Origin of the sequence: Anabaena azotica FACHB-119 (genome assembly GCF_014697625.1) — a bacterium.
Lineage (GTDB): Bacteria > Cyanobacteriota > Cyanobacteriia > Cyanobacteriales > Nostocaceae > Trichormus > Trichormus azoticus_A.
In genome coordinates this window covers 21,117-42,229 of record NZ_JACJSG010000061.1, presented here as the reverse complement: position 1 = coordinate 42,229, position 21,113 = coordinate 21,117, and the positions used below count along the sequence as shown (strand labels likewise).

Genomic DNA, 21,113 nt, shown 5'->3' with positions numbered 1-21,113 from the left:
CTCACTTATAAATCTCAAAGATTTGGGATGAAGGTTGAGATCCAGTGCGAGAAATACACAAGTCAGACTTGTCCTGCTTGCTGTCAGCGTCATAAACCCAAAAACCGCACCTATAATGCTTTGAAGAAGTTTAGCAGGATTTCAAGTTGTTCTGGTGGCATAGGTCAATTCTAATTAGATATTAATCTAATTAGAATTATATCTAATTAGTTGATGTAGTCACGACTGGCGCAACCAAACTCTACATCATGGAAAGGTAAGAGTTTAAATATCTGACTATGTATGGCTATGTTTTTGTTATTCAAAGGCGATACCCCCACCCCTAATTTTCCCGAACATCAAATTTCTGCTAACCGCCAATAAACTCCATTGTCTCGCTGCATTAACTTATAACTAATCAACTCTCGCCTGAGAGTGGCGTAATCTGGATGGTAGAGATTGATAATGTCATTGACTTCACGTTCTGAGTAATTGATACCTAACTCAAATTTGCTGACCAACCATTTAAGAATTACTAAGCGCTTTTTACGGCTAGCAGGAATTTCTTTGATGCGCTGTGTTCCTTCATTACTGTTTACATCTATCTCTAGATAGTTTCTTAAAACTTTGCTCTCCCAAGCTTCAGTGTCTACATCCTCTGCTAAAGAGGCAATTTTTTCTGGGGAGAGAATTTCCTTGCTGATGCTTTGCAGGACTTCACTATCTAACTGATATATGCGGCTATTGCCTTCTGGGCGCATTGTGACTAAATTTAGCTCTTTGAGCCTGGCCAGATGATGGGAAACAGTCGGCTCTTTTAGCTGCATCAGCGCGGCTAATTCTTCAACGCTACACTCCTGATTAGCTAAAATCCCTAAAATCTTCAATCGGCTTTCGTCCGCTAACACTTTGAAAAATTGCAGTAAGGTCTGAAATTGTTCTTGTTTCATAATTTGTTATACTTAATTCGATCGCAATCTAATTAGAAACAGATCGAATTACTGATGCTGTCCTCGTCTGATGCAGCACAAACTCTGCTTTGGTGATTTTGAATTAATGTTAATTTTGCGATTTGTTCGGGAAAAAGTTGAGTTTTCTTAAGTTGTTCTTTACATTTTGCTATGTTTAGATTGTTATCGAAGCGCAGAAGAAAGCATCGGGGTATGCCTAGACAAGGTACTTCTCTTGTCCAGGCTGCCAGATTTTTGGGAATGGATCAAAGTTCTCTGTATATGGCTTTGCAAAAAGGACAAATCCCTACGCACAAAAACAATGGACGAACTGTGATTAGTCAAGGTGCGTTGCTTGATTATCGAGCCAGGACAAGACATTTATGAGTTTGTAGGGATGAGTTTGAGCGAGTTTGGCTTAATTTGTGATTCGATTCTCGCTCAACTTTCGTTGTTATCTAGTTCAAGGGTAGCAAAATCCGGGGATCTCGTCCTCTACACTTTGATGTAGGGTCAGCTAATTTTACTTACAGGACTTACACAACTGGCACTTGGGGGAGGGTGCGTCATATGTGGAAAATCCTTGAATATGTGGGAAATTATTGGATATGACGCACCCTACAGTTATTTTGATGATGACAATTGCGTAAGTCATAATTAAGTGCGATCGCTAATTTAATGGATGGGTAAGCCAGATTTCAGAGATTATTTATCAAGTGCAAATAAAATTACTTGAGGGTTAGTTCGGTTCATTGCACAAAAACTCCCAAAATTGCTATTAATAGCTTATTGAAAAGATAGGAAGATAAATTTAATAGTAAGTATTTAATTATTGCTCATATGGCAGTAGCCACATAGGTTAGGACATAGATGAATCATACAATCTTGATAGCAAGCAGCTTGTGAGGCTGTCCCCTGTCCCCTGTTCCCTATCCCCTGCTATACTTCTTAAATTTATTTAAACTTATTATTACTTTAGCAATAAAAAATTAAGTATTATTTTGGATTATCTGCACTTGGACGTGAGCAAACAGGAAACTTGGGGTAAGCTAGGCTAACACAGGGGTTGGGGACTCCCAGAATAGACCCTCTACAAGTTAAGCTGGATAAAAGTAGCAATTTGTTGCACTTTTTAGATGAAATTGGCTATCACTGCTAATTTTTAACAGTGAACAGTGAACAGTGAACAGTTATCAGTTAAATACGAGGGTGAAACACCACACCAATTGGTGGAAGGCTTTGGTGGCGCTTATTTATCCCCCACGCCCTGGCTGACTGATAACTGATATAATTTTCAATCCTTGAGAAATCTGGAATGCTAGACCAAATTTTTGACTACCTGCACTTTCATTTCAGCCTGGAAGCCTCTATAGTCCTGCTGATATTAGTATTTCTAGAGGCGGTACTATCAGCAGATAACGCGATCGCCCTAGCTGCTATTGCCCAAGGACTAGAGGACAAAAAGCTGGAACGCCAAGCCCTCAACATTGGTTTAGTCGTTGCCTATGTGCTGCGAGTTACCTTATTGTTGACTGCCACTGAGGTACAAAAATTTTGGCAATTTGAACTCCTGGGTGCGGCTTACTTGCTATGGTTGGTATTCCAACACTTTACCTCACAAGAAATAGAAGACGACCATCATCACGGCCCGCGTTTTGCTACCTTGTGGCAAGCAATACCCGTAATTGCCTTTACCGACTTAGCCTTTTCCTTGGATAGCGTGACAACAGCGATCGCAGTCTCTCAAGAAACCTGGCTAGTCCTGACTGGAACCACAATTGGCATTGTCACGCTGCGATTCATGGCAGGCTTATTTATTCGCTGGTTAGACGAATTTACCAACTTAGAAGACGCAGGATATATAACTGTAGCTTTAGTAGGCTTACGTCTGTTATTAAAAGTTGTCAACAATGATTTTGTCCCGCCAGAGTGGTTAATGATTACGGCGATCGCCATTATTTTCACCTGGGGCTTTTCTAAGCGCAATCTCACCGAATCACCCCAAGTAGAAGTGGAGAAAACTGAAGTGTCGAAGTGAGGGACTGGGGATTGGGGATTGGGGAGATGAGGGAGATGAGGGAGATGAGGGAGATGAGGGAGGAACCCACCCCTAACCCCTCCCAGGAGGGGAATAGGGAGATGAGGGAGATGAGGAAGCAGTTTTTACCTTTCCCCTTTCCCCTTTCTCCTTTCCCCTTCCCCTTTCCCCTTTCCCCCTTCCCCTTCCCTAATTGACTACTCGTGTAACCAAGGGGTTAAATGTGGTTGCCAATTGACTAATTCTGCATCGGTAAACCACAGGCTGATTTCTTTTTGGGCTGTTTCTGGTGCATCAGAACCGTGAATGATGTTGCGGCCGATGTTAATGCCGAAATCGCCGCGAATTGTGCCGGGTTCTGCTGTGAGGGGATTGGTTGCACCAATAATTTTTCTGGCTGAAGCAATCACACCATCACCTTCCCAAACCATCGCTACCACGGGGCCAGAAGTGATAAATTCGACTAAACTAGGGAAAAATGGTCTTTCACGGTGGACTCCATAGTGTTCTTCAGCCAATTCTTTACTGACTTGGAGAAACTTCAAACCCACCAGGGTAAAACCTTTTGTTTCAAAGCGACGAATAATTTCGCCAACGAGTCCACGCTGTACGCCATCAGGCTTAATTGCTAAGAATGTGCGTTCCAAAGCTATCTCCAAAAACTTAATAAAATTTTTATTTGGTCAAGAGTCCATAGTCCACAGTCCATAGTCCATAATCCACAGTCCACAGAAAAATATCCTTTTCACTGTTGACTATTGACTATTGACTTTTGACTAAAAAACTGACCAATCAAGAGTTTATCTCAGAAATTATCCCTGAGTGCATATCAGTTCTTATACGAATGAGTTAAATTGTTTATTCGTGGGTGAAACACAGAGGTCAGGAACAAATGGGTGAGTCAACTGCTACATCTGACGAGGTGGTAAAAGTACCAGCCAACGGACACAAGTTAGAAGGGAAAAATCACAAGCAGAAGAAACTGCTACCACCAAGTACGCCTGGAGATGTTTCTCGTGCTTGGAAGATTGAGGACAGCGAGGCTTTATACAGGATTGAGGGTTGGGGACAGCCTTATTTCTCGATTAATGCGGCTGGTCATGTTACCGTGTCTCCCAAGGGCGATCGCGGTGGTTCTTTGGATTTGTTTGAATTGGTCAACGCTTTGAAACAGCGTAATTTGGGGCTACCCTTACTAATTCGCTTTTCTGATATTTTGGAAGACCGCATCGAACGGTTGAATGCTTGTTTTGCGAAAGCGATCGCCCGTTATAATTACCCCGGTGTTTATCGCGGTGTGTTTCCTGTCAAATGCAATCAGCAACGGCATTTGATTGAAGATTTGGTGAGATTTGGTAAACCACATCAGTTTGGTTTAGAAGCTGGTTCTAAGCCGGAGTTAATGATTGCTTTAGCTTTGTTGGATACCCCTGGATCATTGCTGGTTTGCAACGGCTATAAAGATCGGGAATACGTGGAAACAGCGATGTTATCCCAAAGACTAGGACAAACGCCAATAATTGTCTTAGAACAGGTGGAAGAAGTCGATTTAGTGATTGCTGCTAGTCAGCAATTGGGAATTAAGCCGATTTTAGGGGTAAGAGCGAAATTAAGCACCCAAGGGATGGGACGCTGGGGTACATCCACAGGCGATCGCGCCAAGTTTGGTTTGACGATACCCGAAATTATCCAAGCAGTTGACAAGTTACGCGACGCTGACTTGCTGGATTCTTTGCAGCTAATGCACTTCCATATTGGTTCGCAAATCTCCGCCATCAATGTGATAAAAGATGCCATCCAAGAAGCTAGCCGGATTTATGTAGAGTTAGCATCGTTGGGGGCAAATATGAAGTACCTTGATGTTGGTGGCGGCTTGGGTGTGGACTATGACGGTTCGCAAACCAACTTCTACGCCTCCAAGAACTACAATATGCAGAACTATGCTAACGATATCGTGGCAGAGTTAAAAGATACCTGTGCTGAGAAGCAAATCCCCGTACCTACACTGATTAGTGAAAGTGGGAGAGCGATCGCTTCCCATCAATCGGTACTCATTTTCGACGTTCTCAGTACCAGTGATGTCCCCCGCGACAACCCAGAACCGCCCAAAGAAGGCGAATCCCCAGTCATTAATTACCTGTGGGAAACCTATCAATCCATCAACAAAGAGAACTATCAAGAGTTCTACCACGACGCTACTCAGTTTAAGGAAGAAGCCATCAGTCGCTTCAACTTGGGGATTCTACGCTTGAGAGAACGCGCCAAAGCCGAACGTTTATACTGGGCTTGTTGTCAAAAGATTTTAGACATTATCAGACAGCATGATTACGTACCCGATGAGTTGGAAGACCTAGAAAAAATCATGGCTTCCATCTACTACATCAACCTGTCTGTGTTTCAATCAGCACCTGATTGTTGGGCAATTGATCAATTATTCCCCATCATGCCCATCCATCGCCTAGATGAAGAACCAACACAGCGAGCAATTTTAGCCGACCTCACCTGTGATAGCGACGGTAAAATCGACCGTTTTATCGACCTGCGTGATGTCAAATCTGTATTAGAATTGCACCCCTACAAACCAGGGGAACCTTATTATCTGGGAATGTTCCTCAATGGTGCATACCAGGAAATTATGGGGAATCTACACAACTTGTTTGGCGACACTAACGCCGTTCACATCCAGTTAACGCCCAAAGGCTACCAAATCGAACACGTAGTCAAGGGTGATACCATGAGCGAAGTTGTTAGCTACGTGCAGTACGATTCTGAGGACATGGTAGAAAACATCCGCCAACGCTGTGAGCGGGCTTTGGAAGAGAAGCGGATTACCTTAGCCGAATCTCAGCGCTTACTGCAAACCTACGAACAGAGTCTCAGAAGATACACTTACTTGAATAGTTAAGAGTCCATAGTCCATAGTCAATAGTCCATAGTCCATTGACTAAAGGATTTCCAACAAATAAATTATCCTTCTTGTGGGGTGGGCATCTTGCCCGCCCATCATCTAGGACGGGCAAGATGCCCATCCTACAAGACAATTTGGCATCATCTAGGACGGGCAAGATGCCCATCCTACAAGACAATTTGGCATCATCTAGGACGGGCAAGATGCCCATCCTACAAGACAATTTGGGATGTTTTTGATTTGAAAGTCCCTAATGACTATTGACTAATGACTAATGACTAACCATTAGTTCCCAACAATTCGGCGATCGCTTGCCGTTCTGCGGGGGTATGTTCTGGGGGTGTTTGTCTTGCGTCGGTAATTAACCAATCTAGGGAAGCGGCTTGCACATCAATCGCCGCTCCGGTTTTATCGACGCAGTAACGCCCGAACACTAGCTTATCTAGCAGTCGGACTCCAGGGCCTAAGCGTGACCATTCAAAGATGACGCTGTTGTCAACGGTTGCGCCACTGCATATCCAGCAGTTAGGGCCGATCATTGCTGGGCCGACGATTTTGGCTCCATCTTCGATGCGAGTCATACCACCAATGTAAACTGGGCCTGTGATATCTACCTTGTCCCAATTCACCGCCACATTTAAACCAGTGTAAATCCCAGGGGCGACCTCATGACCGGGGATTTGGACATTCTTAATTTCCCCTTGCAGCACCCCACGAATTGCCCGCCAGTAGTCGGGAACCTTACCGATATCCACCCATTCAAAGTCCATAGCAATGGCGTAGAAGGGCGCACCAATTTCTACTAGTTTGGGGAAGAGTTGGCTACCGATATCATATTCCACACCAGAGGGGATGTAATTAAATACCTCTGGCTCAAAAATGTAAATACCTGTGTTGATATTAGTGCTGAGTGCTTCCTCAACCGATGGTTTTTCTTGGAAAGCTTTCACCCGACTATGTTCATCGGTGACGACAACACCGTAACTAGAAACTTCTTCTTTGGGTACAGTCTTGGTAATGATAGTGGCGATCGATCCCTTTGATTTATGCCACTTTACTGCTGCCGTCAAATCTAGGTCAATCAAAGCGTCCCCGCATAATACCACAAAGGTATCATCGAAAAACGGTGAAAAATCTTGGATGCGACGCATCCCACCAGCAGAACCTATGGCTTCCCCTACTAACTTACCTTCGTCATCAATTTTGCCTTCAAACGAATAGGCAATCTGGACACCAAACCGTTGACCGTCACGGAAATAATTCTCAATTTCCTCAGCCAAATGGCTCACATTGACCATAATTTGGTCAAAACCATGCTGACGTAAAAGTTCCAATAAAAATTCCATCACTGGCTTTTGCAGGATAGGAATCATCGGTTTGGGAATTGTGTAGGTAATCGGACGAACGCGAGTACCCTTACCTGCTGCGAGAATCATCGCTTTCATAGAGTTTATTCCTCAACCACAAGCCAGTTTACTTTCAATGTGTGATACTTAATCATCAGTTTTTTATGTCTGTTCTAAGTAATCCCTAACAACAGGGATAACAGTAATCTACTGTTTATTGCAAGGGGACTGGGGAGTAGGTATTGGGGACTGGGAACTGGGGATTGGGGATTGGGGACACTTTTCCTTCCCTATGGGACGCTACGCGAACGGAGACGCTAACGCGAACGGTGAGCTTCAGTGCATCGCTGAGGATTGGGAGTAAGAGAAAGGAATTTATATCTAACTAAAATATGCCACTTGTAGGAGTGCGTTTTTTACTCTCCGACGAAGTACAGGCAATAGTTAACACTATTTCCTAGTCCCTGTCCCCTGTCCCCTGTTCCCTGTCCCCTCTGTTGATGACAAGCGATCAGTTATCTTTTTAATTTAATCGGATTTTTGGGTTCACTAATGTTACAGTCGGTAAATTTACTGAAGCTTATATATTACTATTTTCAAATGCTAAGGTTCATAGGTTGCTATCATGATTGATGTGGGTTGGCTGCATCTGTAAGTAGGCGGATTTTTACTTCTTGATAAAATTCCTCTTGAACTAGCTCTACTTTAGATTGTGCCGATAGCAGCAATAAAGCCCAAAAAACGCTGACTAGGTGACTGTTTACCGATTCATGAGCCGATAATTCCTGTGTTTGCTTGGTCTGCGACCACAATTCGACAAGTTGTTCTAAATTTAAATATTTTTGTTCTAACAGCAATTCTTTAGCTGAACAGTGCAGTACTTGCTCCAACTCACCAGCTACTTCCGTCAAATTCTCTTGGTGCGCCAACTCCAGCGCTTCCCGCATCGCTTTGACAGTCGGCTGGCGCTTGGGACGTTCCGGTTTGCTAACTTTCTGCACTAGCTTAAGCTGATTCGCCATGATTCGCAATTGGGCAACTAACTCTTGCAAAGTTACACGGCGTTTCGGTGGTGGCATGGCGGAGGGTCGCCGACGCAACACTCGCTCTAGGGGTAAACGTTGATGATGGAAAATGCCATCACCATTCTCGGTTAGTAATTCATCCTCGATATCTTCTAAATCTTCTGCTGTAGACAACTGCATCAAGGTATTAGCTTTGAATAAAACTAGCATGGAGGCTGATAAAAATGCCTGCCCAGATTGGGACAAGTCAGACTCATAGCCTCTAGCAGTTGTCTTTGGTGTCATTAGTTCTAAATAACGGTCAATCACCTCAATAACTTTAACGTCCCAAGGGTCTATGTCTCCTTGTTCTGCTTGCTCAATTAAAAGTGTGATTGTTTCTAATAGCTCGGAAGCATCCATGCGGGGATTGGGGACTGGGGATTGGGGATTGGGGATTGGGGACTGGGGATTGGGGATTGGGGATTGGGGGAGTAACCCACCCCTAACCCCTCCCAGGAGGGGAAAGAGGAGCAGGGGAGCAGAGGAGAAAAACTGTCACCTGTCACCTGTCAACTGTCAACTGTCAACTGTCAACTGTCAATTTTTCTCCGCCTACAGAATGGTGTATATGATAGCTAATTTATCAAAAGAAAGATGAATTTTCGGGGTTAAAGCTCTGGAATGAATATACATTGTTGAGCTTTAATTACCAAGGATAGGAATTTCATCTCATGACTCTACTATCTATTGATGAGTTAAAAAATTTAATTGCCAATTCTCAAGCACCTTGTGTATCTCTTTATATGCCTATGCAAAAAGCAGGGCCGGAGATTCGTCAAAATCCTATTCGCTTTAAAAATTTAGTGCGTGAGGCTGAAGAACGCTTGCAAGCTTTGGAAATTCCTGCTGAAGAAATTGAAAATTTACTGCAACCAGCTAAGGAACTCGATGAGGCTGAGTTTTGGGAAAATCAAGACCACGGTTTAGCAATTTTCATTTCGCCGCAGGTCTTCCGTTATTATAGTCTGCCGATAGAGTGTCAAGAATTGGTGGTTGTTAGTCATCAATTTCATTTCAAGCCGTTGCTGCATTTAATTAATAGCGATGGTAAATTTTATATTCTCGCTCTGAGTCAAAAAGACTTAAAGTTTTTCGAGGGAACGCGCTCTGGCATCACTGAGGTAGAAGTGGAAAATATGCCGAAAACCCTCGATGAAGCTCTCCAGTACGATGAAACAGACAAAGAAGGGCAATTTCGCATTGCTACATCTAAGGGTAGTAATAATAATCCCTTTACGCGATCGCAGCCTGGAGCTTTCCACGGTCAAGGCAGCCCAGATCGCGACCAGCACCAAGAAGCTATCCTCCAATTCTTCCACGCTGTTGATACCGCTTTACATGAGAAACTGCGGGAGCAAAAAGCACCTTTAATTTTGGCTGGTGTGGAATATCTCCACCCCATTTATCGTGAAGCTAACAAGTATCCTCATCTTCTGGAAGAAGGTATTACTAAAAGACAAGAAGTTTTCCAAGCAGACGAGTTACACGCTCAAGCTTGGGAAATTGTCGCACCTTTGTTCCATCAATCAGAACAGGAAGCAATTGAGCTTTTCCAACAATTGGAGGGAGAGGAAACTGGTACAGCTTCTAGCGATATCAAAGAAATCGTTTCCGCCGCTTATTACCAAAGGGTTGATTCCTTAATCGTCCCAGTAGGGCAGCAAATCTGGGGTACATTTGACCCAGATACAATGGCTGTAGACTTGCACCCAGAACCACAGCCTGAAGATGGTGATATTTTGGACTTAGCAGCAATTCATACTCTATTAAATGGTGGTACGGTTTACGCTGTTGAGCCTGAGCAAATGCCTGATGGTAAACCAGTTGCGGCTATTTTCCGATACTAATCGGTTTTTTGGTGTTGTATAAAAGAAATCAGTTGTCAGTTATCAGTTATCAGTTATCAGTTATCAGTTGGCAGTTGATAGGTGATAGGTGATAGGTGACAGTTGACAGTTGACAGTTGTTATTCTCCCCTACTCCTTTTTACCCTCCTGGGAGGGGTTAGGGGTGGGTTTATACAGAAAAAGAAAAATTTATAAGTTCTGATTTCTGGTGTTGTAGCAGAGATTTTGCCCTCTCTCCAAACCTCTCCCCCACGGGGGGAGAGGCTTTGAAACACAATAATCTTTTTTCTCTGATTGTATGAAACCACCCTGCTTTTTCCCCTCTTGGGAGGGGTTAGGGGTGGGTTACTCCCCCAGTCCCCAGTCCCCAATACCCAGTCCCTCATATACAACACCATCAAATGAAAAATATTCGTACCTTTATTAACCAATTTTTAGTCGGTTTAGCTGTTGTCAGTGTTGCTGCAATTACACAACCAGTTAAGGCAGAGTCATTTACTGGACAGTCGGGTAATGTGCGAGCGGAAATAACTTTTGAAAAGCCGCAGGAATATCAGTATAAAAATGTGCGGTTGCGAATTGTCAGAGGGGGTAAAACTGTTTTCAATAAAACTTTACCTCAAGAAAGTGAGTATGACCGACCGACTGCGGGGATCTTCTCTGATAAGATACCTGTGGTGGATTTAGACGGTGATAAGGAACCAGAAATAATTGCTAATTTCTATACAAGCGGGGCGCATTGTTGTACTTATTCCTTGATTTACCGCTACGATCGCACCTCTGGGCAGTATAGACAAATTCGCCATGATTGGGGTAACGGAGTCTACAAGCTGGAAGATTTGAATCGGGATGGTATCCTAGAATTCAATAGTCAAGACGATCGCTTTGCTGGTGCTTTTACAGCTTACGCTGCTTCTGCCTATCCTCTACAAATTTGGCAGTACCGCCAAGGCAAAATGACTAACGTTACCCGCCGTTATCCTAAATTAATAGCTAGTCACGCCTCACAGTTATGGAAAGACTACAACGATATCAAGCGTCAAGGTCATGATGGCAAGGGCTTTTTAGCTGCATATTTGGCTGATATGTGTCTGCTAGGGCAAGGACAGGAAGGATGGCGACGAGTACAACAAGTTTATAATGAAGGCGATCGCTCTCAATACTTCGCAGAATTACGTAAGTTCTTGCGGGAAACCGGATACTCTCGGTAAGTAGTAATTGTTCCCTTCCTGTGAGATTAGTATCGAAATTAGGCTCACGCAAAGGCGCTAAGACACAAAGAAGGAAACAAGGAAATTTATAGCGTTTCCCGGTAGGGTGGGCATTGCCCACCACTTGCTTCCACTCGAAGGTGCAAGATATAAATTATTAAAAACAATGTTTTTACTACTAAATGATGGTATCAAAAGTATTTTTGAGAATTGGGCTAATATAAATAAAAATATGTATTAAATACAACATGAGTATAGAAATAGCAACGCTGGCGGTTGGACTAGGAAAAGCTGTATTTCCTGTAATTGCAAAACAAATGATTACTAAAGTTAATAGTCTATTAAACCCTACAGATTTAGAAAAAGCCTTGCAAGCAGGAGTTAAAGCTGCTGTAGAGTGGGATGCTACCCAACCTTATGACAGACGGTTATTTTATCACTGCGATGATAAGCAGACAAAGGAAGTTCTAGACCAATTTTTCAAAGATACAGGTGTACAAGGAGAATTACTCAAACCTATTAATAATAAAACTACTCCTAATTTAGAATTGTTAATTGCTGCTTTTAAGAAAATTTTCTCTGAAAAACCCAAGTTAAAGTTTCCAGAACAAAGTATAGAAAATTGGCTGCAAAAGTTTACTGATGCTTATTTTAAGCAAACCAACACATATTTACAATTTCAGCTTGCTAAAAATAATTATCTTCAGCAACTGTCAAAATATTTTGATGATGTTGAATTCGTTGGGTTAAAGGTAGCGACTAAAGAAGAAGAAAGATTTGCCAAGCTCCCACAAATTTTTGTCATGCCTGATGTAGTTGAACAAGTAGATTCTAGAGAATCAATATCTTTAGAGTTTTTTAATCGGGAAGGTGTAGCTGGCTATAATCGTCAATCAGAATTACTCAATGAACAAAGAATATCACAATTACAGCAAAGTGGTGGTAGGAGATTTTCAGCGCAGGAACTAATCAAACAAAGTACATCAGGTAAATCTGTTTTGTTGGGTGAACCAGGAATAGGTAAAACGACTTTGTTGAGTTACTTTGCTCTGATGTTGGCGGAAAAGCAAGCTGAGAAACTGGGTTTAACTGTTGATATAGATTTATTACCAATCCTAATTAAAATTAGAGATTTAGCGAAAGCTTCCACACAAAATATTTTAGAATATGTCCGAGATTTTGCTAAGAATAGATTGTATGTGAAAGAATTGCCGACAGGTTTCTTTGAGCATTGGCTAGAGGATGGACGGGCATTAATTTTATTGGATGGCTTAGATGAGGTGGCTGATGCTGGTAAGCGTTATCAATTTGTAAAAAATATTGAAACTTTTCTCGGACAATATTCTCAAAATCGGGCAATTATTACTTCGCGTCCAGCAGGTTATAGTCGTAATTATTTCCGTACAGATAATTTTACTCATTATAAAATAGAAAAGTTTGATGATAGCCAAATTGACTTGTTTATCCAGAAATGGTATGAAAGTCGCTTGCTAAAAAGTCCTGAAGAAGCAAGAGAACGCCAAGAAAGCTTAAAAAAAGCATTGGCAGAACAAGAAAGAATTAAATTATTAGCACGAAACCCTTTAATACTCACAATCATTGCTCTAATTCATCGCTATCAAGCTCATCTCCCACGACAGCGATATGAACTATATAAACTGGCGGTTGATACACTATTAATTAATTGGGAAGAAGTAAAAGATATTGATAAATTAAAGCTGGATTATATTCAGCAGAGCGATATTAGAGAATTAATGAACCGTTTAGCTTACTGGATTCATAGTCAGGGACAGAGTAATGATAAAGAAGGCGGTACACTGATAGATAAAGATGAGTTAATCAGAGAGTTATGTAAACATATCACTGATTTGAATTATCAAGTTAAGCCACATCAAGCGAAAGCGGAAGCAGAACGTTTTGTTGATTATATTCGAGAGCGTAGTGGTTTATTGAATGAACAAGGTCAAGATAGATATGCTTTTGTGCATAAGACATTTCAGGAATACTTAACGGCTGAAGAAATCCGGGAGCGTCAAGAAGAAAGTTTTGAGGTAGTATTAGACCATGTTCGAGAACATTTACATGATCCTCACTGGCGAGAAGTTTTACTACTTTTAATAGCTCAACAAAAACGGAGCAACCCGAAAAAAGTCATTGAGGCAATTCTGCAACAAGATACTCTCTATGAGCAATGGCTGCACCGTAATCTTTTCTTTGCGGGTAGTTGTTTAGCAGAAGATTTACAATTGTCTGATAGTGATTTAATTACGCAATTAGTTAACATCGAAGTTAGTGATGATCAACGAGTAGGCGGCAAAATTAAATCACAGGTTTTTAAAATTCTTTGTAGTTTGAGGGAAACTAAGTTTCAAGCCCAAGCACTACAACTTTTGAAAGCATCAGCAGATTTGATAGATGAAAGGAAACTGCTAGAATATCGGCTAACTTTAGGTGAACAAGAGAAAGTATTAGCAGAACTGCTGGCTTTACTCCAAGATGAGAGTGAGAGTGTGCGTTACTCTGCGGCCTGGACATTGGGCAACTTGGGCAAAGCAACGCCAGAGGTAGTGGCACAATTGCTGACTTTACTTCACGATAAGAGTGAGCCTGTGCGTTACGGTGCGACTGAGGCATTGGGCAACTTGGGCAAAGCAACGCCAGAGGTAGTGGCAAAACTGCTGGCTTTACTTCACGATAAGAATGATCGTTTGCGTTACTCTGTTGCTGAAGCATTGGGCAACTTGGGAAAGGCAACGCCAGAGGTAGTGGCAAAACTGCTGGCTTTACTTCACGATAAGAGTGAGCTTGTGCGTTACTCTGCTGCTGGAGCATTGGGTAAATTGGGCAAGGCAACGCCAGAGGTAGTGGCAAAACTGCTGGCTTTACTTGAAGATAAGAGTGAGCGTGTGCGTTCCTCTGCGGTTGAGGCATTAGGCAACTTGGGCAAGGCTAAACCAGAGGTAGTGGCACAACTGCTGGCTTTACTTCACGATAAGAGTGAGCTTGTGCGTTCTTCTGCGGTTGAGGCATTGAGCGACTTAGGCAAGGATAAGCCAGAGGTAGTGGCACAACTGTTGGCTTTACTTCACGATAAGAGTGAGCTTGTGCGTGGCTATGCGGTTAGCGCATTGAGCAACTTAGGCAAGGATAAGCCAGAGGTAGTGGCACAACTGCTGGCCTTACTTCATGATAAAAGTGAGCTTGTACGTTCCTTTGCTGCTGAGGCATTGGGCAAATTGGGCAAGGATACGCCAGAGGTAGTTTCACAACTGCTGGCTTTACTCTATGATGAGAGTAACTTTGTGCGCTCCTCTGCGGTTGGAGCATTGGGCAAGTTGGGCAAAGATAAGCCAGAGGTAGTGGCACAACTGCTAGCTTTACTCCACGATGAGAGTGAGAGTATGCGTTCCTCTGCTGCTTGGGCATTGGGCAAGTTGGGCAAAAACTCTCCTGACATTACTGCAAATGTTGTCGAATGGATATTGCAACACCAGGATTCAGAATATGTAGGCACAGGAATTGATGTATTGTGGGATTTAGTTGTCGGGGAGTTCTGACAATCTCTTGATACCAATTCTCTGTAACTATGCACTTAATATAATGTTGCTCTTTTGCGTCTTTGCGCCTTTGCGTGAGCTTAATAAGCTAGGGTATTAAGTGCAAATTTATGGAAAAATGGTACGAGTAGAAAAATTTTACTTTCAACCACTCCCCCCAATCTGTCGCCTAGCTGCTGCTAAGATTATACGCTGTTCGGCACGAGCGATCGCCTGATAAGTCCTCTCCACAGCCTCTGGTTCCACAGATATCGATGTAATTCCCCACTGCACTAATTCATCGATGATTTCTGGATAAATTGCTGGTGCTTGTCCGCAAATAGAACAAGGTATTCCCGCCGTTTTCGCCATTTGAATTAGTTGGGAAATAGCCGCCATCACCGCCGGATGACGTTCGTTTAAAACTCTAGTAATATCCCCTTGTTCCCTGTCTACTCCTAGTAACAATTGTGTCAAGTCGTTTGTCCCTATCGATATCCCCGCCACCCCTGCTTTGACATATTCTGGTAATAAAAATAACACGCTGGGGACTTCTGCCATAATCCACAACTGAAACTGGGGTATTTGGGTAAGTCCAAATTGCTCGGCTTTTTGCCGACAGAAGCTAAACTCAGGGACGCTACGCACGAAGGGTAATAATAGGTGCAGGTTATCATAGCCTGCTTTTTGGGCGTTAGCGATCGCAGTCAATTCTAATTCAAAGACAGCAGAATTACGTACATAACTAAATGTACCGCGATCGCCTAAAGCTGACTGAGGCGCAGATTGAGAACTATTGGCTGATAATTCGTGCGATCGCCAATCTAAGGAGCGATAAAATACTGGGCGTGGCGCAAATCCACGGGCAAATTGTATAATTAACTCTGTCCATTCCTCCAACAATTGTGATTGCTTCCCATCCAATAGCCAAAAATTGGGATGCTGTCCTTGCAGTAAAGGTAGTAACATCAATTCTGAACGCAACAAACCCACCCCATCCACTGGTAAGTTCTGTACTTGTTCAATCAGATTAGGCTGACTGATATTCACCAACAGTTGAGTCGCAATCATTGGCATTTGCCTGCTAACAACAGGGGACAATGATGGTACAATGCTTGGCTGATGTTGATTTTCTACCGTAGCTACTTCATCTTTTAACAGATACACCTCACCGCGATCGCCATCTATTAACAATCGCTCACCATGAGGAATTAATATTGTGGCATCTGCTACATTTACTACAGCAGGAATGCCTAATTCTCTCGCTAAAATAGCTCCGTGGCTAGTTAACCCTCCCTGGACTGTGACAACACCAACGGCTTTTTGTAATAATGGCAACCAGTCAGGTGTAATTTCTGTCACTACCAAAATTATGTCTTTAGGTAGATGCTCTGGTTGCTGTTGAGGATTATTGAGTACATGAGCAATTGCTGTCACACGCCCTCTAGCTGCACCAACACCTTTGATAAATTGGAAATGGGGAATGGTAGATTGGGGAGTGCTTACTTGCGTAATGTAGAGGCGGGAATTACCATCTTCTTGGGCAATTGTCCACTCAATGGTAAAACTTTTACCTAGTTCACTTTCTAATTGGTGTCCTAGAGTAATTAATTGTTCAAGGTTTTCTTCGGCTAAGGCGTATTCTTGCTGATGTGCTTCTTCAATAAAGTAAGTATTGAGACAGGAGTTATCAGGTATAGTTTCTTGTGAATGTAGCGATGAAGTACTATTAAGACAATAAGCCAGCATTTTTTGTCCTAGATGCCGTTCTAAGACAACACCCGTTTCCTGCTGAATTTGGTATGTATCAGGTATAACTTCACCCTGAGTTAGTGCAACCCCTAAGCCCCAAGTAGCGGCAATTTTCCAGTCTGGGGAGTTAGCATGGAGTGTACCACTAGCGATCGCATTCTGTACCGGCTGGACTAAAATGGCTAGGTTAACTTCCTGTAGGTTAACCCCCATACGCTGCCAATATAATAAACTTCTAGCGCGAAATAGTTGACTCCAGGTATACTTGAGAGTGTGTGCGATCGCAGTTTCATCACAGTGACAAAAACCTGCATCCAATAATCCAGAAGTATTTCTCACCCTGTTGCTTGTAGTTGCTATTCCTAAACTAGGGCGAAGAATTAAATAGTCAGTTTGCCATTCCCTAGCGGCGATAAGAATTGTCTCCACCCACTGCGCTGGAACAGTTGCATGAGTAATTTCCTGACGTAAACGACTGGCCATTTGCTGAAGTTGTCGCCAGTTGGCTACGTCCAAGTGTAGGGAAGAATTAGGTAAGTTAGCGACTAGAGACTCTGAACTGTTAAGAGACTCTAGAAATAATCGCAAAACTTCTTCTGTTACCACAAAACCAGGAACAACCGGATAGCCACGCTGCCTAATTCTGCTTAAATAGAATGCTTTGTCACCAACTTTAGCGCGGTCTTGTAATTTAATTTGGTCAAGCCAGTAGAGTTTTTCCACTCAATTTCTTTTGGTTGTCAGTTGTCAGTTGTCAGTTATCAGTTATCAGTTATCAGTTATCAGTTATCAGTTATCAGTTATCAGTTATCAGTTATCATTAGTTTCTTTCCTCTTTTCCCGTTTTCCCCTTTCCCCTTTCCCCTTTCCCCTTTCCCCCTTCCCCTTTCCCCCTTTCCTAATATGCCTCCTTTATCAATACTTGGTTTTTATTAGGGGTAAACTATTTCTCACGCATCAATCAATAAGTGATTTACCACTATAGGGTAACAGAGATGATTAATAATCTCATACAGCAGATTGCGGGTAAATGAGGTACATATTTTCACCCAAAAGCTATGTAACAAAAGACTTTCAAGGTTTTTAAGAGTCCCCTGTTACCTGTTCCCTGCTGTAAGTTATCATCTAAATTCTATATGGCTCGTAATTAATTTTTGCCATATTCGTAGGGTAAGCAATGCTCACCATAAATATAATACAGTGAGCAAAGCCCAACGCTGCTAGCTTTCAGTTGGTTAATTCGTCCAACACAGGGCTGCCCCTACAAGCACCTAAATTTTTCAATCATCAAATTAGTCCTCTATCTATTCCCAGAGAAAAAATTAAAGTACCTATAGGATTCACAGTTGCTTCTTGAAATCTACGTGGTGGTGATTCTGCTTGACAAAATCATGATAAAGTGAGCATTTCCTCCCTACAAATACTAACAAGATTAAATTTAATTTTGGTTAAATAAAGTATTTTTGATTATATTTATTAGGTAATTAATGTAGAAATATAAAGTTTATATTAAAAATAATACAATAAAAGAATATTCAGTGAATTTTTCAGACATAAGTTATACATTATTGATAGGAGTTAATCTGACTTTTCACGTTATGTGGAAAAGTTAACAGCAGACCTAACCCCCCAGCCCCCTTCCCTTGAAGGGAAGGGGGAGAAATCAAAGCCTCTCTCCTTGTAGGAGAGAGGTTTGGAGAGAGGTCTTTCAGATCCTGTGAAAAGTCAGGAGTTAATTTCCTGTTGCTGATCCACGCTAGTAAGTATGGCTACGCCTCGCGTAAAGGATACAAAAATCAAAGCGGAAGGTCATAGTATAGCTATCACCAGATAAATAAGGATATAAACTAATCATAAAAAGTCGATAATAAAAGGCTTTCCCGCTTCTCCCCTGTCATGGGTGTCAACTTAAGCCCAGGCGAATGGAATTCGCGGCTATACAAACAAAGTCCGCCTACGCGGACTAACGATAAATTAAGGTTTTTTAACCTGCGGAGGCAGGTTTTGTTTGTGTAGACGCGGTTTCTAACCGCCCATTTTACGTTAAGTTGACAGTAATGCTCCCCTGTTCCCTGTTATATAGCCAGGACTTACGCAAGTGTCACAATTGGTGGTTGGTGCGTGACGCTACAAGTCTCATGACTACGTTCAAATATTATCGCCAGTCACACACCCTACAGAAAAAATATGCCAGTTGCTTAAGTCCTAATAGCAATACAGTTCAGTTAAGGCTAAATTGGATACCAAGATGATGGAACATCCTAATTTCTTCCTTCTCTACGAGAGGCTGCGCCAACGGTTCCCAACGGGTACGGCGTTTATCCTATTTATCGGCGGTTAATTATTCTTATCTGAACCGTATTGTCTGATGTAGTTCTTTATCTCAAATATAAAATTGCTAGACAATCACTACTTAGAAAATCATGATTTTTTGCAGATGATATTTCGGCTTTTTTTAGCTTTGCTAATTGGGGCTATTATTGGCTTAGAACGTGAACTTAGACGTAAACCAGCAGGGTTAAGAACTCATATGTTGGTTAGTTTTGGTTGTGCTATATTTGTGCTTATACCCTTACAATTAACCACAATACAATCACATCCAGAAGTGATTAGCCGAGTAGTTCAAGGTATTGCTGCTGGTGTGGGATTTCTTGGTGCTGGAGAAATTGTTCGTGAATCTTCCCAACAATCACAACGTCCAGAAATTCATGGGCTTACCTCAGCAGCTGCGATTTGGGTTTCTGCGAGTTTGGGTATTGCTGCTGGTTGCGGTTTATGGCAATTGGGTTTAGTTGGGGCTATAATGACTTTTGCAATTTTGAATCTTTTTAAGAGGTTGGAAAGTCATTAGTCATTGGTCATTGGTCATTGGTCATTGGTCATTGGTCAAAAGTTTCTTATAGCGGATTGCAATCGGATAGAATACAGATTCATCTGCGTCCATCTGCGTCCATCTGCGTTCAATCATTTTTTCTGTACCTCACTGACTTGAAAACCGCTATAACTTTCATTAACAATTCACGCATTCACGCATTCGCGCATTAAAGACATTTTGCCTACGGCACGCTACGCGAACAGTTGGGGATTTAAACCCCAACTGAAAATGTGCTACGTACAGACGTAGGGGTCTTTAACCCTCGGAATTACGATAACTTATATCTTGCACCATTATCTTCCACTCGAAAATCAAAGTCCAAAACCCTTATGATTTCGTAGGGTGGGGAGTGTATCGCCATGTGCTTATTGAGAAGGTGCAAGATGTCAGATAACTAAAAATCTGAGGTAGAAATTTCTCCTTTTTGGACATAAAGAATTTGGGAGGAATTCAACCATTGCGAATCAAATGAACTGAGGTGAGTAGTAGTAATTAAAGTTTGAAATCGGTCTTGAATGGTATCTAATAATTGGTTCTGGCGATATGGATCTAATTCAGCTAAAACATCGTCTAGCAAAAGTAAAGGTGATTCTTGAACAACTTCTTCAATTAACTGTAATTCAGCTAGTTTTAAGGCTAATACTAGGGTGCGTTGCTGTCCTTGAGAACCATATTGACGAGCGGGTGTCTGGTTGATGGTTAATTCTACTTCGTCTCGATGCGGGCCGACAAGGGTAGTACCTCGGTACATTTCGGCTGCGGCTCTTTGTTGTAGTTTTGTTAAAAAAGCTTGCTGAATTTCTTCTTGCTGGTTTTGCTGCAATGGCACATTAGGCGTATAGTTAATTTGTAAAACTTCTGTACTACCGCTAATACTGGCGTGCCAAGCAGCAGCTAGGGGTGCAAGTCGAGATAAAGCGCGATCGCGTCTTCTAATTACTCTAGTTCCTGTGGTAACTAATTGTGCATCCCAGATGGCGAGTTGTGATTGTTGGGGTTTTTGTTCTGTGTCTTGAATTTTCTTTAAATAAGCGTTGCGTTGCCGTAATACCTGATTATATTGATGCAAAATGTGAGCGTAAACCGGCTCAAGTTGCACTAATAGAGTATCTAACCAATTGCGGCGAATTTCGGGACTACCGCGCACCAGTTCTAAATCCAAACTGGAAAACTGCACCGCATTTAACACACCCAAAAAATCCATTTGTCGCCGCAGAGATTCACCATTAAAGGCAACAGTGCGGCGACCATTACGGCGTAGAGTTAAGCTGAGGTCACTAATCCCTGAGTCTCTTTCTAAGGTGGCGTTAATTTGCGATGCTGGTTGTTCATCTTGAATTAAATCGCGATCGCGTGCCATCCGGTGCGATCGCAATGTCGCCAACAACTCCACCGCCTCCAACAAATTCGACTTTCCCTGAGCATTATTGCCTACCAAAATCGTTTTCGCAGCAGTAAACTCAACCTTTTGGTCGGAGTAGTTGCGGAAATGTCTCAGGTGTAGTGTTTTCAGGTACATGGTTGGGACTGGGGACTGGGGACTGGGGACTGGGGACTGGGGAAAGGAATAAGCCTTTAACCTCTTCTTGCCCACTGTCAACTGT

The 21,113-nt window shown here is 42.4% G+C and carries 14 protein-coding genes; 8 read left to right on the top strand and 6 right to left on the bottom strand.

Annotated elements, in window-relative coordinates; translation table 11 throughout:
* Positions 1-174: zinc ribbon domain-containing protein (locus H6G83_RS35645; protein WP_277876455.1), on the top strand; the 174-nt coding region annotated here is incomplete at its 5' end.
* A 164-nt stretch (positions 175-338) separates the two neighbouring features.
* On the opposite strand, the gene H6G83_RS30335 is transcribed toward H6G83_RS35645, so the two are convergent.
* Entirely contained in the window at positions 339-929 is a 591-nt protein-coding gene (locus H6G83_RS30335) for a DUF2087 domain-containing protein (protein ID WP_190479047.1), read from the bottom strand.
* Between the two features lie 213 nt (positions 930-1,142).
* Between H6G83_RS30335 and H6G83_RS30330 the strand changes: the two genes are divergently transcribed.
* Together H6G83_RS30330 and H6G83_RS30325 are read left to right on the top strand one after the other, a co-directional pair.
* Positions 1,143-1,316 carry a helix-turn-helix domain-containing protein gene (locus tag H6G83_RS30330; protein ID WP_190479053.1) on the top strand — a complete coding sequence of 58 codons (174 nt, stop codon included), beginning with the start codon at positions 1,143-1,145 and terminating at the stop codon, positions 1,314-1,316.
* A 928-nt stretch (positions 1,317-2,244) separates the two neighbouring features.
* Positions 2,245-2,967 carry a TerC family protein gene (locus H6G83_RS30325; protein ID WP_190479045.1) on the top strand — a complete coding sequence of 241 codons (723 nt, stop codon included), beginning with the start codon at positions 2,245-2,247 and terminating at the stop codon, positions 2,965-2,967.
* Between the two features lie 197 nt (positions 2,968-3,164).
* On the opposite strand, the gene ndk is transcribed toward H6G83_RS30325, so the two are convergent.
* On the bottom strand, positions 3,165-3,614 hold the full coding sequence (gene ndk, locus H6G83_RS30320) for a nucleoside-diphosphate kinase (protein ID WP_190479043.1): 450 nt from the start codon (positions 3,612-3,614) through the stop codon (positions 3,165-3,167).
* A 245-nt stretch (positions 3,615-3,859) separates the two neighbouring features.
* On the opposite strand from ndk, the gene speA reads away from it, so the two are divergent.
* Positions 3,860-5,872: a biosynthetic arginine decarboxylase gene (gene speA / locus H6G83_RS30315; protein ID WP_190479042.1), complete on the top strand. Its 2,013-nt coding sequence runs from the start codon at positions 3,860-3,862 to the stop codon at positions 5,870-5,872.
* Positions 5,873-6,153: 281 nt separating this feature from the next.
* Here speA and H6G83_RS30310 read toward each other — a convergent pair whose 3' ends face one another.
* Together H6G83_RS30310 and H6G83_RS30305 are read right to left on the bottom strand one after the other, a co-directional pair.
* Positions 6,154-7,320 carry a sugar phosphate nucleotidyltransferase gene (locus tag H6G83_RS30310; RefSeq protein ID WP_190479040.1) on the bottom strand — a complete coding sequence of 389 codons (1,167 nt, stop codon included), beginning with the start codon at positions 7,318-7,320 and terminating at the stop codon, positions 6,154-6,156.
* A 524-nt stretch (positions 7,321-7,844) separates the two neighbouring features.
* Positions 7,845-8,648: a segregation/condensation protein A gene (locus tag H6G83_RS30305; RefSeq protein WP_190479038.1), complete on the bottom strand. Its 804-nt coding sequence runs from the start codon at positions 8,646-8,648 to the stop codon at positions 7,845-7,847.
* Between the two features lie 311 nt (positions 8,649-8,959).
* Between H6G83_RS30305 and H6G83_RS30300 the strand changes: the two genes are divergently transcribed.
* From H6G83_RS30300 to H6G83_RS30290, 3 genes are all read left to right on the top strand, one after another.
* Positions 8,960-10,135, top strand: a complete 1,176-nt coding sequence (locus tag H6G83_RS30300; RefSeq protein WP_190479036.1) for a baeRF7 domain-containing protein — start codon at positions 8,960-8,962, stop codon at positions 10,133-10,135.
* 401 nt (positions 10,136-10,536) lie between these two features.
* Positions 10,537-11,346: a hypothetical protein gene (locus H6G83_RS30295; RefSeq protein WP_190479035.1), complete on the top strand. Its 810-nt coding sequence runs from the start codon at positions 10,537-10,539 to the stop codon at positions 11,344-11,346.
* Positions 11,347-11,594: 248 nt separating this feature from the next.
* Positions 11,595-14,903: a HEAT repeat domain-containing protein gene (locus H6G83_RS30290; protein ID WP_190479033.1), complete on the top strand. Its 3,309-nt coding sequence runs from the start codon at positions 11,595-11,597 to the stop codon at positions 14,901-14,903.
* A gap of 144 nt (positions 14,904-15,047) precedes the next feature.
* Here the strand turns inward: H6G83_RS30290 and H6G83_RS30285 are convergent, their stop codons facing one another.
* Positions 15,048-17,357: a putative PEP-binding protein gene (locus H6G83_RS30285; protein WP_190479030.1), complete on the bottom strand. Its 2,310-nt coding sequence runs from the start codon at positions 17,355-17,357 to the stop codon at positions 15,048-15,050.
* Positions 17,358-19,071: 1,714 nt separating this feature from the next.
* On the opposite strand from H6G83_RS30285, the gene H6G83_RS30280 reads away from it, so the two are divergent.
* Positions 19,072-19,485, top strand: coding sequence for an MgtC/SapB family protein (locus H6G83_RS30280; RefSeq protein ID WP_390823163.1), 414 nt, complete (start codon positions 19,072-19,074; stop codon positions 19,483-19,485).
* A gap of 418 nt (positions 19,486-19,903) precedes the next feature.
* On the opposite strand, the gene recF is transcribed toward H6G83_RS30280, so the two are convergent.
* Entirely contained in the window at positions 19,904-21,028 is a 1,125-nt protein-coding gene (gene recF / locus H6G83_RS30275; RefSeq protein WP_190479051.1) for a DNA replication/repair protein RecF, read from the bottom strand.
* Positions 21,029-21,113 lie beyond the last annotated feature (85 nt).